The organism is Hydrogenovibrio sp. JE_KL2 (assembly GCF_009296185.1).
GTDB lineage: Bacteria > Pseudomonadota > Gammaproteobacteria > Thiomicrospirales > Thiomicrospiraceae > Hydrogenovibrio.
Window position 1 is genome coordinate 284,917 of record NZ_WBJR01000002.1, and the last position, 17,176, is coordinate 302,092.

At 46.5% G+C, this 17,176-nt stretch carries 15 protein-coding genes; 9 read left to right on the top strand and 6 right to left on the bottom strand.

Features of this window, described 5'->3' with window-relative positions:
- The first annotated feature begins 56 nt into the window (after nucleotides 1-56).
- The 3 genes from recF to F8R13_RS05645 are packed head-to-tail and all read left to right on the top strand — an operon-like array spanning nucleotide 57 to nucleotide 2,825.
- Nucleotides 57-1,151 carry a DNA replication/repair protein RecF gene (gene recF, locus F8R13_RS05635; protein ID WP_152832450.1) on the top strand — a complete coding sequence of 365 codons (1,095 nt, stop codon included), beginning with the start codon at nucleotides 57-59 and terminating at the stop codon, nucleotides 1,149-1,151.
- 35 nt (nucleotides 1,152-1,186) lie between these two features.
- Complete coding sequence (locus tag F8R13_RS05640; RefSeq protein ID WP_253806359.1) at nucleotides 1,187-1,819, top strand: YSC84-related protein; 633 nt, start codon at nucleotides 1,187-1,189, stop codon at nucleotides 1,817-1,819.
- Between the two features lie 16 nt (nucleotides 1,820-1,835).
- Nucleotides 1,836-2,825, top strand: coding sequence for a ChaN family lipoprotein (locus tag F8R13_RS05645; RefSeq protein ID WP_152832452.1), 990 nt, complete (start codon nucleotides 1,836-1,838; stop codon nucleotides 2,823-2,825).
- A 74-nt stretch (nucleotides 2,826-2,899) separates the two neighbouring features.
- Here the strand turns inward: F8R13_RS05645 and F8R13_RS05650 are convergent, their stop codons facing one another.
- Complete coding sequence (locus F8R13_RS05650; protein WP_152832454.1) at nucleotides 2,900-3,751, bottom strand: sulfurtransferase; 852 nt, start codon at nucleotides 3,749-3,751, stop codon at nucleotides 2,900-2,902.
- A gap of 477 nt (nucleotides 3,752-4,228) precedes the next feature.
- On the opposite strand from F8R13_RS05650, the gene gyrB reads away from it, so the two are divergent.
- Nucleotides 4,229-6,679: a DNA topoisomerase (ATP-hydrolyzing) subunit B gene (gene gyrB / locus F8R13_RS05655; protein WP_152832456.1), complete on the top strand. Its 2,451-nt coding sequence runs from the start codon at nucleotides 4,229-4,231 to the stop codon at nucleotides 6,677-6,679.
- 346 nt (nucleotides 6,680-7,025) lie between these two features.
- Entirely contained in the window at nucleotides 7,026-7,967 is a 942-nt protein-coding gene (locus F8R13_RS05660) for a phosphoribulokinase (protein ID WP_152832458.1), read from the top strand.
- Between the two features lie 66 nt (nucleotides 7,968-8,033).
- Here the strand turns inward: F8R13_RS05660 and F8R13_RS05665 are convergent, their stop codons facing one another.
- The 3 genes from F8R13_RS05665 to hemF are packed head-to-tail and all read right to left on the bottom strand — an operon-like array spanning nucleotide 8,034 to nucleotide 11,302.
- Entirely contained in the window at nucleotides 8,034-9,944 is a 1,911-nt protein-coding gene (locus F8R13_RS05665) for a TIGR00341 family protein (RefSeq protein ID WP_371414907.1), read from the bottom strand.
- 32 nt (nucleotides 9,945-9,976) lie between these two features.
- Nucleotides 9,977-10,363, bottom strand: a complete 387-nt coding sequence (locus tag F8R13_RS05670; protein ID WP_371414908.1) for an RNA-binding S4 domain-containing protein — start codon at nucleotides 10,361-10,363, stop codon at nucleotides 9,977-9,979.
- Between the two features lie 3 nt (nucleotides 10,364-10,366).
- The gene (gene hemF / locus F8R13_RS05675) at nucleotides 10,367-11,302 is read right to left on the bottom strand and encodes an oxygen-dependent coproporphyrinogen oxidase (protein ID WP_152832461.1); all 936 of its coding nucleotides are present in this window, start codon (nucleotides 11,300-11,302) and stop codon (nucleotides 10,367-10,369) included.
- A 336-nt stretch (nucleotides 11,303-11,638) separates the two neighbouring features.
- Here hemF and F8R13_RS05680 point away from each other — a divergent pair, with 336 nt between their 5' ends.
- Entirely contained in the window at nucleotides 11,639-12,469 is an 831-nt protein-coding gene (locus F8R13_RS05680) for a M48 family metallopeptidase (protein WP_152832463.1), read from the top strand.
- Here F8R13_RS05680 and F8R13_RS05685 read toward each other — a convergent pair.
- Nucleotides 12,466-13,020 carry an L-threonylcarbamoyladenylate synthase gene (locus F8R13_RS05685; RefSeq protein ID WP_253806360.1) on the bottom strand — a complete coding sequence of 185 codons (555 nt, stop codon included), beginning with the start codon at nucleotides 13,018-13,020 and terminating at the stop codon, nucleotides 12,466-12,468. The genes F8R13_RS05680 and F8R13_RS05685 overlap by 4 nt on opposite strands.
- 182 nt (nucleotides 13,021-13,202) lie before the next feature.
- Here F8R13_RS05685 and F8R13_RS05690 point away from each other — a divergent pair, with 182 nt between their 5' ends.
- Nucleotides 13,203-14,516: a diguanylate cyclase gene (locus F8R13_RS05690; protein WP_152832465.1), complete on the top strand. Its 1,314-nt coding sequence runs from the start codon at nucleotides 13,203-13,205 to the stop codon at nucleotides 14,514-14,516.
- 33 nt (nucleotides 14,517-14,549) lie between these two features.
- Here the strand turns inward: F8R13_RS05690 and F8R13_RS05695 are convergent, their stop codons facing one another.
- Nucleotides 14,550-14,876, bottom strand: coding sequence for a carboxymuconolactone decarboxylase family protein (locus F8R13_RS05695; protein ID WP_152832468.1), 327 nt, complete (start codon nucleotides 14,874-14,876; stop codon nucleotides 14,550-14,552).
- A 518-nt stretch (nucleotides 14,877-15,394) separates the two neighbouring features.
- Here F8R13_RS05695 and F8R13_RS05700 point away from each other — a divergent pair.
- Nucleotides 15,395-16,489, top strand: coding sequence for a polysaccharide deacetylase family protein (locus tag F8R13_RS05700; RefSeq protein WP_152832470.1), 1,095 nt, complete (start codon nucleotides 15,395-15,397; stop codon nucleotides 16,487-16,489).
- Between the two features lie 52 nt (nucleotides 16,490-16,541).
- Complete coding sequence (locus F8R13_RS05705) at nucleotides 16,542-17,162, top strand: LysE family translocator (protein WP_152832472.1); 621 nt, start codon at nucleotides 16,542-16,544, stop codon at nucleotides 17,160-17,162.
- Nucleotides 17,163-17,176: the final 14 nt, after the last annotated feature.

Consider the following 17,176-nt stretch of genomic DNA (forward strand, 5'->3'; position numbering starts at 1 on the left):
AACATTTCTAAGCCTTCGGATACGACCGATTTTCCAAGCATTTAAGTGAGCATCACTTGGCTAAACTACTTGAATTACAGCTACAGCATTTCAGAAACCTGAAATCTTACAAACTGACATTCGGCCCTCGCCTGAATTTAATCGTGGGGGATAATGCTGCGGGAAAAACGTCTTTGATCGAAGCGGTTTGGGCGCTATCATCAGGCCGCTCTTTTCGTACCGCCAAGCCACAGCAACTGATTCAGCATGACACCTCTGAATTGACGTTATTTGCCAAGGTCGAGCAACAACAACAAGTTCATGCCATCGGGTTATCCCGTTCTGAAGAAAAAGTGTTTATTAAAGTAGACGGCGAGGCGATACAAACCCAAGCCGAGCTTGCCAGTAAGTTGCCGGTACAACTCTTAACCCCGGAAAGCCATCGACTGTTGGAAGAAGGGCCAAAGGCTCGACGACAATACTTAGACTGGGGCTGCTTCCATCAATCACAACCTTTCATCAATGCTTGGCGACACTATCAAAGAGCACTCAAACAACGTAATCATGGCCTAAAATCACGTTTGCCCAAAGAACAGATTGAGCTTTGGAATGCACAGTTGATTGAAACCGCTCATGACATTGATCAAATTCGAGAGAAATATATTGAGGACCTGTCTCCTTATCTCACCGAGTTTTGTCAGGCACTGATGCCGGAGCTGACCGTTTTGCCCGAGTGCCACTTTCGTACTGGTTGGCCGAAATCAGCAGGCACCTTTGCACAAGCCTTGGCATCGAACTTCGCTAAGGACTTGCAACAAGGTCATACCCAATACGGCTGCCATCGTGCGGATATTAAGTTCCGTTTTAATGGGCAAGATGCGTTGATGAAACTGTCTCGAGGCCAACAAAAACTGTTCGTTTGTGCACTGTTACTGGCTCAAGCGAGCCTTTACGAAAAAACCGCAAACGAAGCCGTCATCATGCTGATTGACGACTTGCCGGCTGAGTTGGATGCTCACCATCGCGAGACACTACTCAAATTGCTACAGGCATTGGATATCCAACACCTTCTTACCAGCACAGATAAGGCTTTGATTCCACTACTAGATGCTGACAATGCCAAAGTTTGGCAGCTTGAAAATGGACAATTCTCAGAACTGCTTCAAGACTAATGTCAGGGATTGTCTTTGCTATTTAGGCGGTTTTCATGAATAATTTGCTATATCAAAAGATAAACCACAAAGCGAACAACAGAGAGCACGCTATGTCTTTACGCAACATCTTAACCATTTCTTTATTTTCACTACTGACGTCATTAAGTGTCGGCAAAGCCTATGCCGATGACAGCTACACCGAAGCGTTAAAATCCTTTAGAGCAGTTGATGCCACCGCACCCTTCTTCAAAAATGCTTATGGCTATGCGGTATTTCCTACTGTCGGAAAGGCCGGGTTCATCGTCGGTGGCGCCTATGGCAAAGGTCGCGTTTATAAGTACGGCAACTGGGTGGGTAACAGCACCCTGGTTCAAGGCACTGTCGGCTTCCAATTAGGCGGTCAGGTCTTCAGTGAAATCATCTTCTTTAAAAACAAAGATGCTTATGACGATTTCACCAGAGACGGCTTTGAATTCGGTGGAGAGGCCTCGGTCGTTGCCATCACAGCCGGCGCTTCTGCTTCTGCCGGAACCACTGGAACGACCGCAGGTGCGAGCGGCGGTAGTAACAACGCTACCGGAAATGCTGACTACTATCGTGGTATGGCAACCTTCACCATCGCCAAGGGTGGTTTGATGTATCAAGCAACGCTTGGCGGACAGAAGTTTAGCTTCGAGCCAAAATAACCTTATGCATAACGTTATGCCAAGTCGTTTTTCGGTTGGTGTTTTGCTGGCACTGTTTCTAAACCTCAACCCTGCCTATGCAAACAACGATGCGACTTCTCAAACTTATCCCAAGCTAAAAACCCTGTACAGTTTTGATTTGGTTGACAGTCAAACCGGCGCGTTGATTTCCGTTAACCAACTGGCTCAGAAAATCCAACATACCGATGTGGTTTTCATTGGCGAATTTCACGGCAACCAAGCTTCCCATCTTTTGGAGTCAGAGCTTCAGTCCGCACTTTATGATTTACGTCCGAATCAAGTGCTGTCAATGGAACAGTTCAATCGAGACCATCAGCAAGCCATTGATCGATACCTTGATGGCGAAATCGGCGAAAAAACCTTCATCAACCAAAGTGACGCCTGGTCGAACTACAGCGGCAGTTATCGCCCGCTAATCGAATTCGCAAAACAACACTTCCTGCCTGTGATTGCTGCCAATGCGCCTTTCCAAGCCGTACGCTGTGTCGGCAGACAAGGCAAGCCCTACTTGAAAAAACTCACTGCAGAAGAGAAAGAACAGATCGCCAGCCAGCCATTTATGAGCAATGCCGCCTACCAAAAGAAATTCGCCCAATTTCAATCCATGGCAAAACCCCATACACAAAATCAAAAGGCTTACGAAGCGCAATTGCTACGTGACAACACCATGGCGGAGTCGATTCTCCAAGCACTAAAGGCAAATCCCGGTGCTCAGGTCATTCATACCAATGGTACCTTTCATAGTGAATCTCACTTAGGCACCGCGGCACTATTGCAACAACGAAACCCAAAACTGAAAGTGGTTGTTATCAGTCCGATCACCGCCACCAACCCTGACAAGCCACAGATACAGCCCGCCGACTTGAAAAAGGGCGATTATGTATACCTGATTCAACCATTGCCAGTTGATTATGTACAGGCGAAAAATCGCCAAGCCGCATTTGCCAAAATGTTCAAGGATGCCCAGGCTAAACCTTGTCGCTAGCATTTCTTTGCTGACCCCAACCTGGCAGATTTTAAGCGACATAAAAAAAGCGGCTAATGCCGCTTTCTTTCAAGTTAAAAAGGTTTTCCTTCCTCTATGGGTAATTCTGGAATCCTTGACCATTCATTCCAAGAACCGAAATAAAGTTTTACGTTTTCAATGCCCGCAGACTTTAAAGCCACTAAGGTATTTGATGCACGGGCACCTTTGAAACAATAAACATACACTGGCGTGTCCTTTGTAATGCCCACGGTTTTACACTCTGCCAAAATCTCATCTGGCGTTTTGAATAGAGGAACGGTTCCAGGTTTCATCATACGATACCATTCAATCCAAACCGCGCCTGGCAATCGTCCCTTCCTTGGACAAAAATCCTTACCGTATGGCGAGGAGCTGTCGGCAATCCACTCATCCACATCACGGACATCCAGCATGACGGTTTCGCTTCCCAGCGCATTAAGTACGTCTTCCTTGCTGACCATTAAGCTATTGCCCGTTTCCTTAACAGGAAAAACGGTACTTTGTGGCGCTGGGATCTCTGTGCTCACAGCATATCCTTCAGCCAACCATGATTGATAACCGCCGTGAAGAATTGCGACCTTTTCATAGCCCAAATAACTTAGCAGAAAATAACCACGGCATGACTGTCCAAAACCCGTTGCCATAGAATCTTCATAAAAGACCGCGGTTTCTTCTCCTGAAAGTCCGGCCTCGCCAAACGCTGAGGCAAAATTCTCTTTTAACTCCTGCAAACCTTCTGGCGTTGAGGTCGCTAAAAAAGTAAAAATAGAGTGAATATTTACGGCACCTGGAATATGCCCTTGCTCATAGGCTTCCGCGGATCTAGTATCAATAATGACCGTAGGTGCTTCTGCTGTCAGCATTTCGTTGAGTTTGGACGCGTTGATGAGTACTTTGTCCGGCATAATGTTCTCCTGGATTGTTTTACATTGCATAGGGTGTGATTGTAGAAACGACTTGAAATCCACTTTCGTGTATTTAACAAAGAACACACATAGACCGTACCAACAAAATAAATGGCAAACTATTCAATAACATATTGAAAATAATAGAATTTTTATGTATACAAAGCTAAACACAGTTTGCCAATTAGTGCCAAAAACGAACAAAACACGGCTTTTCTTCCTTCACACCCCAACCTGGCAGTTTTTCATCAGAATTCGGGTTTCCCAATCCGTTTTCCCGACGCCCTGAAACAAACTTTTTCATCACCCCAAAAAACCCATTAAATTTCATAGGGTTATACACCCCAAAACCCCCTTATCCAAGCTTGTGCAATCCAGATGCTTTTGTGGTAAAATTCTTTAAGTTTTTGCATCGGTAAAATCGAAGTAAAACCCCTATAAAACAACAACAAAGATACTCACAAAGAATTCTGATCTATGACTGCAGAAAACACCCTTCCAGAAACGCAAACAAACGAATACGATTCCTCGTCGATTAAGGTCCTTAAAGGACTAGATGCTGTTAGAAAAAGACCCGGTATGTATATCGGTGACACGGACGACGGCACAGGTCTTCACCATATGGTGTTCGAGGTGGTCGATAACGGTATCGATGAAGCGCTAGCCGGCCACTGTGACAAAGTCGTTGTCACCATTCACACCGATGGCTCGGTATCCGTTTCCGATAATGGACGTGGGATTCCCGTCGGCATCCACGAAGAGGAAGGCGTTTCTGCAGCCGAAGTTATCATGACCGTGCTTCATGCCGGTGGTAAGTTCGATGACAACTCTTATAAGGTTTCCGGTGGTTTGCACGGGGTGGGGGTTTCGGTAGTAAACGCTCTGTCTTCCGAACTGCACCTGACCATCAAACGTGAAGGTCACATCTGGAAACAAAGTTATACCCATGGTGTGCCTGATGCGCCTTTAGAAGCGGTTGGCGACACGGATGAAACCGGGACGGAAATCCGCTTCCTGCCAAGTAAAGAAACCTTTACCAACCAAACCGAATTCAGTTTTGACTATTTGTTGAAGCGCCTAAGAGAGCTTTCTTTCCTTAACTCGGGCGTTCATATCGAGCTGCTTGATAAACGTGATGACCGCCATGAAGTCTTCGAATTTGAAGGTGGAATCAAGGCTTTCGTTGACTATATCAACACCAACAAAACCCCAATTAATGAAAAAGCATTCTATTTCTCAACCGTTAAAGACGATATTGTGGTGGAAGTGGCAATGCAGTGGTCAGAGGCTTATCAAGAAGCCATTTACTGCTTCACCAACAACATCCCTCAGCGCGATGGTGGAACACATTTATCCGGTTTCCGTGCGGCATTGACACGCTCGTTGAACCAATATGCCGAAAAAGAAGGTCTAACCAAGAAATACAAAATGACCGTTTCCGGTGACGATGCCCGTGAAGGTTTGGCCGCCGTTATCTCGGTAAAAGTACCTGATCCTAAGTTCTCGTCACAAACCAAAGACAAATTGGTTTCTTCCGAAGTGAAATCTGCGGTTGAAACGGCAATGAACGAGAAGCTGTCTGAATATCTATTAGAAAACCCAAAAGAAGCTCAGTCCGTATTCGCAAAAATCGTCGATGCGGCTCGTGCCCGTGAAGCAGCTCGTAAAGCACGTGAAATGACACGTCGTAAAGGTGCTTTGGACATTGCTGGACTTCCAGGAAAACTGGCTGACTGCCAAGAAAAAGATCCTGCGCTTTCTGAACTGTATCTGGTGGAGGGTGACTCCGCGGGTGGTTCTGCCAAGCAGGGGCGTGACCGACGTACTCAAGCTATTCTGCCGTTGAAAGGTAAAATCCTCAACGTTGAAAAAGCCCGTTTCGACAAAATGTTGCAATCCGCTGAAGTCGGCACTTTGATTACCGCGCTAGGCTGCGGTATCGGTCACGAAGACTACAACCCGGACAAACTGCGCTACCATCGCATCATCATCATGACGGATGCCGACGTCGATGGTTCGCACATTCGTACCCTATTGTTGACTTTCTTCTACCGTCAAATGCCGGAGTTGATTGAGCGCGGTTACATCTACATCGCTCAGCCTCCGCTTTATAAGGTGAAGAAAGGCAAACAAGAAGCCTATTTGAAAGACGATGCAGAACTTGAAAGCTACCTGCTACAAAGTGCTTTGGATCAAGCCGGTCTTTATCCTTCAACCAGCACACCACCGATTCAAGGCGTCGCTTTGGAAGCCTTGGCAAAAAGCTTCTTGAAAACCAACCGCATTATCGCGCGCATTTCCCGTCGTTACAGTCAGCCTTTCTTGGAACTGATGACAGATTTACCGAAAATGTCGCTTGATATGCTGAACAACATGGATCAAGCACAAGCCTGGATTGACGAAGCCTTGCCAAGATTGAAGGCTGCAGGTGAATCACAAAAAGTGGAATACCAACTTTCGGTAGAACCAGCACATGAAGGCGAAACCAAATTCCAAATCCGCTTACAACAGCGTGAACATGGAACCTTGAGTTCGCAAGTGTTTGATGAAGATTTCTTTGCTTCCGCTGACTATGAGCAGATTGCCAAAACCAGTACCGAATTACACGGGCTGGTGACGGAGACTGCCTATATTCAGCGTGGCGAAAAACAAGAGCCAGTCACACATTTCCGTGAGGCGCTAGACTGGTTACTCAATGAAGCGAAACGTGGTCAAACCATCCAGCGCTATAAAGGTCTTGGGGAAATGAACCCAGAACAGCTATGGGAAACCACGATGAATGCAGAAGCACGCCGCTTGCTACAAGTGACAATCGCCGATGCCATTCAGGCCGACCAAGTCTTTACCACTTTGATGGGAGATGAAGTCGAGCCACGTAGAGATTTTATCGAATCGAATGCTCTGAAAGCAGAAAACATCGACGTCTAATTAAAAACCCACTGTGGGTCGCTTCGGCATTGCTGGGCGGTGCTCTGAATCCTCATGTACCTTGGTACATCACGGATCACGCGCTCCGTCTGCCTCGCTGAAATGACACTAGTTGGTTTTAAGAGATTTGACAGTCAAATGAGAGAATTTCAAACACTTATAAAAAAGTGTCATTTGACAAAAAAACGATAAATCGGATTAAATACGCAAATTATTTTTTAAACTTTAAACCCCAACCTGGCAGATTTTTAGAGTTTATTTTGAAAATAAAACTTTTAAAATTCAAGGGCTTGGATATGCTTGACTTGCAAAGAAGCAAGAAGAGCATTTAGTTAAGGAGACTGAAATGTCAGTAGAACATCCAATTGTAACGGTTACTGGTTCTTCCGGTGCAGGGACATCTTTCGTAAAACGCGCTGTAGAAAAAATCTTCGCACGCGAAAACTTGAACGTTGCTATCGTTGAAGGCGACAGCTACCACAAGTACAGCCGTGTTGAAATGAGAGAAAAAGTTGCTGAATCAAAAGCGAACGGCGGTCCGGTTCTGACACACTTTTCTGAAAAAGCGAACCTGTTCAATGAATTGGAAGCTCTATTTAAAGAATACAAAGAAAACGGTACTGGTAAACGTCGTTACTACATCCACAGCGATGAAGAAGCCGTTGAGCACAATGGCCGTCTAGGAACTGATTTGGCACCAGGTGAATTTACACCTTGGGAACCTATTCCTGAAGGAACAGATATCCTGTTCTATGAAGGTCTTCACGGTATGGTTAAGCGTATGGATCACGGTCCAGAAGAAGGCATGCATAACGTTGCTCAATACGTTGACTTGGGTATCGGTGTTGCACCATCTATCAACATCGAATGGATGCAAAAAATCTACCGCGATACATCTGAGCGTCCTTATTCAGTACAACAAGTTCGCGACGTGATTCTTGAGCGTATGCCTGACTACATCGAGACCATCGTTCCTCAATTCCACCGTACACACATCAACTTCCACCGTGTACCGTTGATTGATACGTCTGACCCATTCTCAACGATGTCTGAAGATGCGCCTATGGGGCCAGCTCCAGAAGATTCATTGATTATCTGTCATGTACGTCACCAAGACATCAACCTAGAACAAGTCAAAGACAAAATTCCAGGTGCATTCTTGCAAACTCCTGAGACTTTGGTATGTAACGGTTCACACATGGTTACAGCGATGGATTTAATGATGTCTCCAATCATCCACAACTTGATTGAGAAAAAACGCGCTGCTATGGCGAAACTAAACGGTTAATCAACTTCCGTTCGATAAAAAACCCGCTTTCGCGGGTTTTTTTATGTCTCAAAATTTTCAAATAGCCTAACGCTGTACCGCTAAGGTCGCCTCCAACAAAATAGGATGGTCAATCTTCTGTTCAATGCGCTGCTTGATATGGTCAATATCCTTATTGCCTAAGCTCTTTTGCGACACCAACGTTGCAACAACAAAGTCCGGTTTGCCTTGCTTGCCGGTGCTGACTTTGACATCCCGGATCTCCACGCCATCGACTTCCCAGCCTTCCAATGCATACACCATGCTCTGCTCGGTGACCATTTGATGAAATGAGATGACCAACGGAATACTAATTAAAATCACAAACGCCAAACTCCATGCCATGCCTTTTTTCGCCAAATGGAATGGGCTGTATCCCATCAGCAAGAAGGTCACTGCCGCCGCAAGGACAATACCAATTAAGTTAGTCACAAACAATAACGACGCGCCATAAAACACATCAAAATCATGCCAACCGATACCAACACCCGATACCGCTAAAGGAGGTACCAATGCCACCGCAATCGCCACACCTGCCATACTTTTGGCGACTTCCGAACGGGCATTGGCATAAGCACCTGCCACCCCGGAGATAATCGCTACCCCTAAATCCAGAATGGTCGGACTTAACCGTGCACTGATTTCATGGTTCATCACATGCAAAGGCAATAAAAAGGTCAGGATGGTTCCACAGCTGAGTGCCAACAAAATACCTGCAGCAAGCGTTTTGGCAGAGTGGATCATCATGTCGGTTTCTTGGCGTAGCACCCCCATCGACAGAGAAATAATCGGCGACATCAGCGGGGCGAGAATCATTGCACCGATAATCACTGGCGCGGAATTGGCAAACAGACCCAACGTTGCCAACAGGGTCGACAACACCATCAGCACCACATAGGACTCTGAAAGTTTGGCATTTTCTTTCAGCGTGACAAAGGTCTCTTTGACTTCTTCGGGGTCGGCATGGTGAATCCACGGCAAGGGATAAGCGACCAATTCTTCCACCCCTTGCCCGACCGGTAGGCCAGATACGCGAAGCGATTCTTTCAAATCGGTTTGTCCTGACTTTTCAGGCAGTAACTGCGTCAATATTCTTAAGGCATCCACCTGAACTTCGACTTCCACCTTTTCCGCATTATGCTCTTCGCCATTCAGGTAGTAATCGACTGTTTTGTTCGATGTCGAAATGGTCAGTTTTTCCGTCTTGACCATGCCCAGGTAGTTTCTGAGACGATTGTTTTGTCCTTTTCGCGGAAAGACCCGGCTAATCAGAAACCTGACTACCTCGGAAATACTCCTCGGAGCCAATACAATCGCATTCAAGCTGGATTCATCTTGCGGTATTTCGCCAACGATCGACTTGGTGAAATCACTGTCTGCCGGGCGATAAACGACGGCAATTCCCAATGCTGCGGTATTGATAACCGTTTGCTTGGCGGTTTCCAAGCGAAAAGGGTTCAATCGCGTTTGGCTGAGGCTGAAAGTCAGTTTCAACAAATTCTTTATCTTACTGAAAAAGCCCAAATCCACTTGCGAAGCCGGTGCCATGGTTTCACGTTTACCCAACATCACCGAACCGAAAACCAGCTCACCGTTACAGGTCATTAAATCTGCCAGGTTGGGGGTCTCGGTGCTTTGGATATCTGCCAGCGCATCCGGGAGTTTGGTTTTGATGGGAAAGCTGCGATAGAACCGGATGGCTTCAGGGTGCGGCAACACACCGACCTGCCAACCACCCTTGGAGGCAGCAGCGAGAAACTGACTCAGCTGCACATCACTTAGCCATACCAGTAGTCTGCTGTCTTCATCAAATGATGGAGAAGACTCTTCGGTGAACAAGCTCTGAAAAGACTGCGGCTCAACATCCCAATCGGCAAGTGACGGTAAGACGGTCTCTTCAAATTCCGTTTGCTTGTCAGCATCAAAGACCAGTGTATATTTAAACGCTGATTCTGCCACTTTATCTCCTTGGTTCAGATGAACGTCATCCGTTAAAACCCTTTACTGAAATCTTCAATCTTACGACGATCCCGTTTGGTTGGTCGTCCTGCGCCTTTCTCACGGAAACCGACCAATGCCATGTCCGGCGTCGGCTTGCGTTGATTGAGTATTTCCTTGTCTAAGCGATACAGCTTTTCAGCAGCTTCGGCATTGCCACGTTTGTCGGATAATGCCAATACCGTGATGTCAACTTGGCGGTGGGCTTGCGTCACACTCAAACGGTCATCGACCGCTAATGTCTTACTCGGCTTGGGTTTCTGGCCGTTCAGCTCAACTTTTCCACCTTTGATGGCGTCCAACGCCAAGCCGCGCGTCTTAAAGAATCGCGCGGCCCATAGCCATTTATCAACTCTCAGTTTATCTAAGGCTTCAGACACGACTTATAACCATTCTCTCGGTTTCAAGTAATCATATAGTTTGGCTTCTTCCGTGCCCGGCTCTGGATGATAATTATATTTCCAAGTCACCAATGGCGGCATCGACATCAAAATCGACTCGGTACGCCCGCCGGTTTGCAAACCGAAGATGGTGCCACGGTCAAACGCAAGGTTAAACTCGGCATAGCGGCCACGACGGAACAACTGGAAGTCACGCTGTCTTTCACCATATTCCTTGTCTTTCTTGCCGGCAACAATAGGGCGATACGCGGTAATGTAATGATCGCCGACGGACTGCATAAAGGCGAAACATTTATCGAAATCCCAACCATAGGTTTCAGTATTCAAGTCATCAAAGAACAAACCACCGACACCACGGGTTTCGTCACGGTGCTTCAGATAAAAATACTCGTCACACCATTTTTTGTAGGCAGGATAAATCTCTTCACCAAAGGGATCACAAGCTTCTTTAGACTGCTGATGCCAATGCACCGCATCCGCTTCATCCAAATAATAAGGCGTCAAATCAAAACCACCGCCAAACCACCAAACTGGCGCTTCACCTTCTTTTTCGGCGACAAAAAAGCGCACATTGGCGTGGGATGTTGACACATAAGGATTACGCGGGTGAATCACCAAAGACACGCCCAACGCCTGGAAAGAACGTCCCGCCAACTCAGGGCGATGCGCCGTGGCAGAAGCCGGTAGCGTCTTGCCGCGCACATGAGAGAAGTTCACGCCGCCCTTTTCAATGACATTGCCGTTTTCCAACACACGGGTGCGCCCGCCACCGGTCAAGCCCATTGCGCCTTCTTCACCTGCTCTTTCCCATTCATCAATGATGAAATCCTGACCGTCTTCTTCGCTTAGCTGACGACAAATATCGGCTTGCAGGTTTAACAAATAATCTTTTACGGCATCAATGTTGATTTCGGACATGCTTTCTCCATCGGTTGAACGTTTAATAGAGAGCTTTGCACGAGTGGGGTGCGAGATAGAAATGAGGTAAAATTTCTCTGAATTAGGCGAAAAATAAAGCTAATAGCTGGCTATTAGCGAGTTTTCCAACGAAACAAAGTACTCGACGCCCGAAGGGGTAAGTCGAGAAACAAAGAACTCGACGCCCGAGGGATAAGTCGAGACATTCAGAGGAATTTTAACCATTTTTAGCCGTGCATCCATCTCGTGCAAAGCTCTCTCATGGCCTCTATTTTATAGAAAAGCCTTTGATTGTTTTTTAAAATATCCTGTCAACAGCTTTACGATTGGTTAACCATGGACTCATTTACGATTCTTCACCACTACAAACCTATCATTCTGATAACGGTTTTCACCCTACTGGCAAGTTGCACCAGCAATGTCACCAAGCAGGGCACCGTCGGCGTACAACGTAGCCAAATGATGCTGGTGTCGGAATCCGAAATGCAGCAGGGCGCCAATCAAGCCTATGCTCAGATTCTTGCAAAAGCCAAGAAAGAACATAAACTCAATAATAACTCGGCAGAATTGAAACGCTTGCGCGCTATTGCCGACCGCCTGATTCCGCAAACCAAAATTTTTCGCGATGACGCCCCCAAGTGGAACTGGCAGGTTAACCTGATTCAATCCGATGAGCTGAACGCCTGGTGTATGCCGGGAGGAAAGATTGCTTTCTACAGCGCCATCATCGACAAACTGCATTTAACCGATGATGAAATCGCTGCCATTATGGGGCACGAAATCTCGCATGCCCTGCGGGAACATGGTCGCGAACGCGCATCAGAAGCCATGGTAGGCCAGGCTGGACTGACCGCCCTGAGTTTGATTACCGGCATGCAAGGTCCGGCACTGGATGCCAGCAATATGGTGATGCAAGCCACCTTTATTCTGCCCAATAGCCGAACCCATGAACAGGAAGCAGATAGAATGGGCGTTGAACTCGCTGCCAGAGCCGGTTATGACCCCTATGCCGCGGTAAGAGTCTGGGAAAAAATGAGCAAGATTTCAAAAGATACGCCACTGGAAATTCTTAGCACTCACCCATCCAACGCTTCGCGGATAGAAGATCTAAAACACTACGCCAAACTCGTCAAGCCGCTTTATCTTAAAGCAAAGCAATCCCGTTAACGAATTCTGACCATCGTTTGTGCATCCCAGATTTGGGATGGCTCGGAAAGACCGCTTAAACTGCCTTCAAGAACCGGAATACCAAGAAAGGTTTCATGGCACACTTCACGACTCTTGATTGGAGGTTGGCCGCTTAAATTCGCACTGGTCGACACCAAAGGCATCTCCAACGCGTCGCACAGTGCTTTGACTTGCGGGTGATGGGTCACCCGAATCGCCACGGTATCACGCCCGCCAGTAATCCAATCTGGTACAACATTCGAAGCAGGCAAAATCCAAGTCGTAGGGCGTAAAGGGGATTCCCAGCTGTTTAAAACTTGTTGTGTCCAAGGTTGATAGAAAATATCGGCCAAGTCTTTGACTTGCTGCACCGTTGATGCGATGAGTATGACGCCTTTTTCAACAGGTCTTTGTTTTGCATCCAGCAACTTTTCAAACGCTTGCTGATTGAAAGGGTCGCAACCCAGCCCATAAACGCCTTCTGTCGGATACGCCAGAATCTCTCCAGCCTGTATAAGCGTCATCGCTTGTGTGATGTTGATATCTTTCAATGAACTGACCTCTAATTTCCGGCATCTATTTTAGCCAAAAACTTGTGGAAAATCCCTCCATGCACATTAATATGCCAAATATGACGTCATAAACAGAAGTAAGTAGCAATTCGTACTATGCTTGCCTTATGCAAAAAGTTCTTTTAATATTAACGGTTTAAACGAATAACGAACACACGTTAATGACGACGAAACCCATCAAACAACGCGATGAAAACCGCCTCTCATGGTTAGCTCGCAACCTATATAATCAGTGGTTGATATTAGCGGCCTTTCTGTTTTCCGTCACCTTAGTCATTATCATGGCCGTTTCTGCGCAACGTTTGGCCGAGCGCACCATCGACAACGCCGCTAAAATGGTCAGCCTTCAGTATGAAAAACTCCATAACCTATTAAATCTTCACCTGTCAGGGCAAAATCGTACCGTCAACCTTGGCTTGGTATTGATGCTTCAGGACGCCTTCGAACAAGATCAAGCCATGAATGCGTTTTATCAAAGCGGACGCAACTATACGGTTCACCGCGATAAATTGACCGAGTTGATTCAGGGCGACCCTAACGAAGTGAAGTGGATGGATCAAATCAATGCAATGGCAAAAGTCACCGGACCCTTGCAAAACCGCATTGCAAACATGGCATTAAACGAGCAACGTGCTCAGGGTATCGAACTCTTAACACATCAAGTAGTTCCGCAACTCAATGTGTTTAGTGAGAAGGTTAACGACTTTTCCCGTGACCAAGCAAAAGACACCAAGCAGTTGATTACCGAAGCCAAACATCAAGTCGACGATATGGTGCATGTCATTATTCTTTTCACCTTGCTGATTATCGTCACGAGCGTCGTACTGGCCTTCATCATCGGGCGTAAATTCTTGCGAATGAACCAGCGACTGAAACAGGCAAACGAAACTCTAGAAAAAGAAGTCGAAGCCCGTACTCGCAAGCTTTATGAAACCAAAGAGGCTTTGCTGCAAAAAAATCGTATTCTCGAAGAACTGTCGATTACCGACCCTTTGACCCAATTGTATAACCGCTTAAAAATGGAAAGCTTGCTGGAGACTTTTCAACAAGAGTTTGAACAAAACAACACGCCTTTCAGCCTGTTGCTGATTGATTTGGATTTCTTCAAATCCATCAACGATTCTTTCGGTCACAACCAAGGTGATCAGGTGCTGATTGAGTTATCGGTTTGCTTGAAACTGTTTTTCAACGAGAACGCCCACTTGGGACGCTGGGGGGGTGAGGAGTTTATCGTGGTGATGGAAAACAGCGACTTGACCATCGCTGAACAAACGGCAGACGCCTTCCGCAAGCTGGTGGAAGATCATGAATTCTCTATCGCCAAACCTTTGACTGTCAGTATCGGTATTGCCTCCATCAAACCAAACGAACCGATTGCGGAGTTCATCCATCGTGCGGATATAGCACTTTACAGCGCCAAGCACAATGGACGAAACCAAGTTCGTACCGAAAGCTCAGCCGAACAAAAAGACTGATTGGCAAGCCAATACTTTCCGAAATGCTGCAGATTACTTGAAGTACTTATCCAGCTCTTCGTAAACCAAATCGATATACATCAATTTCGGTCCGCCACCCATCACAACCGCCATCATTGCGGCTTCCAGCATTTCTTCTTTGGTCGCTTTCGCATCAACGCAACCTTTAGCATGAACAGCAATACACCAACTACATTGAAATGCCACCGCCAGAGACAATAACATCAAATGTTTGGTTTTCTCTTCCAGCGCACCTGGTTGTTCGGCGGCTTCGATAAACGCCATGAAATTGCCGACCGCTTGCGGCATATCTTTAGATAGACGCTTAATCGTCGCACCTGCTTCCTGTAACTTCTCCATTTTTTATCCTCCGATGATAATGCCCAAGAAAAAAGCTCTTGAATCTTCATCATACGCTTGGCTAAAAAGAAAATAAATCATTGTTCTTTAAATAAAAATGAACCTTGCGTTAAATCAATTCTAGATTTCAATTCGCTGCTCAAATGATGATAGTCAGACCCCAACCTGGCAGATTTTCATTCTCCATTTTGTGCTTGATTAAAAACTATCGACAGGAGCTGCACGGTGTCTTGATCACCGTTTTGCCTTTGGTGTCGATTTGGCAATGTTCTGGCCGCACCATGACACGCAGGACATACAAAAGATTTCCGAGTAGTTCTACCAGATCGTTTAACTGGTAATTCCTTCCTTTATCTTTTTCATCGCTTTGCCGGTTTTATTAAAAAATGGCTTACATTTCTATTTGAGTGCGCTAATATCAATGCTAATGACCCCTGGCGGTTATTTCTTAATGCTGATTGCCTTGAAAGCCTTTGGAATCAAGGTATAACTTGGAGGTAGAAAGGATTCTTCCACTTATGACATCTCATAAATTCATCCAAACATTTTTTTCCATCGCTTGCGTCAGCCTGCTATTTGCCGGCCTATCTCACACCGCTTGGGCAGAAGATAAAGCGCCTGCCACATTGAATGCAAACCCGGAAGGCAGTGCCGTCATCTTGCTCTACCACCGCTTTGGCGAAGACAAGCTGCCCAGCACCAGCATTCGCCTTGAGCAATTCGACGCTCAACTTGACTATCTTGCCGACAACCATTTTCACGTCTGGTCACTGTCCAAACTGGTCGCCGCATTGAAAAACCACACCCCCATTCCTGAAAAAACCGTGGTGCTAACGGTGGATGATGCCTGGAAAAGCGTTTATACCGCAGCCTATCCACGCATGAAAGCCAGAGGCTGGCCAATGACGATATTTGTCAATACCGGTCCGGTGGACAAGGGCTATAAATCCAATATGACTTGGGATCAAATGCGGGAAATGCAACAGCATGGCATGGAATTCGCCAATCACACCAAAACCCATGATTTCCTAATCCAAACGGGGAATGAAGGTCTCACCGCATGGCATAAACGCGTGGAAGATGACATCAACGCCGCGCAAGCAAGATTGAAGGAAGAATTGGGCGCCAATACCAACGACATGAAACTCTTGTCCTATCCTTATGGCGAGTTTTCTGAAGGCTTGGCGCAACAGGTGAAACAAATGGGTTACATCGCCGTTGCACAGAACTCAGGAGCCGTCGGCTATGACTCCAACATGCTTGCGCTGATGCGTTTTCCGATGAGCGAAACCTATGGCGACATCAAGTCTTTCAAAGTCAAAGTAAACTCTCAAGTGTTGCCGGTAAAACATTACGAACCTTTCGACCCTGAGGTCAAACAAAACCCGCCAAGGCTCACTTTGCACTTCGCGACGCCGCAAAAAGGCATACAATGTTTTAATCATAAAGGCGAACCTTTACAGCTCCGCTGGGAAACCCCTTTGACGCTAATCGTGCAAGATAAGGAAAAACTGTCACCACCGCGTGATCGCTATGCTTGCACCCAGCCAACGGCGGATGGCAAATGGCGCTGGTTCAGCCATTCATGGATTATTCAGGAAAAACGCGACTAATGGTCTGATAGCGAACGGATAATCCGCATCAAGAATAAAGGAACGGACAACGATGGAAGTTGGTGTTTTTATTTCTTTTATCGGCATCACGGTACTGATTGCACTATCACCCGGGCCGGATAATCTGTATGTGTTGATGCAATCCGTTCTGCATGGGCACACCGCCGGCATTTGGGTAACACTGGGGTTATGCACGGGTTTGATTGTGCATACCACTGCCGTTTCACTCGGGCTGGCAGCGTTATTGATGAGTTCCGTCACCGCATTCACCCTGTTAAAAATCTTGGGCGCGCTGTATTTGCTGTATCTGGGATGGCAGGCATTCAAGGCCGGGCAACTTCAACTCACCGCCGCGAAAACACCCATGTTATCCCCTTGGAAACTCTACCGACGCGGCGTGTTGATGAACCTTTCCAACCCAAAAGTCTCACTTTTCTTTCTGGCGTTTTTACCCCAGTTTGTTGCTGTCGAACACGGTAACATCTCTCAACAAATCTGGTTGATGGGGCTCACGACCATTGTGGTGACCTTTCTGGTTTTTAGCTCTATTGCGTTTTTATCCGGGCGATTGAAACAACTCAACGCCTCTCCAAAAACACAACGATTTTTACACCGTATCACCGCATTTATTTTTGTCGGTTTGGCTGCGAAGCTACTTTCCAGCCAGCCCTAAACTCATAAAACAAG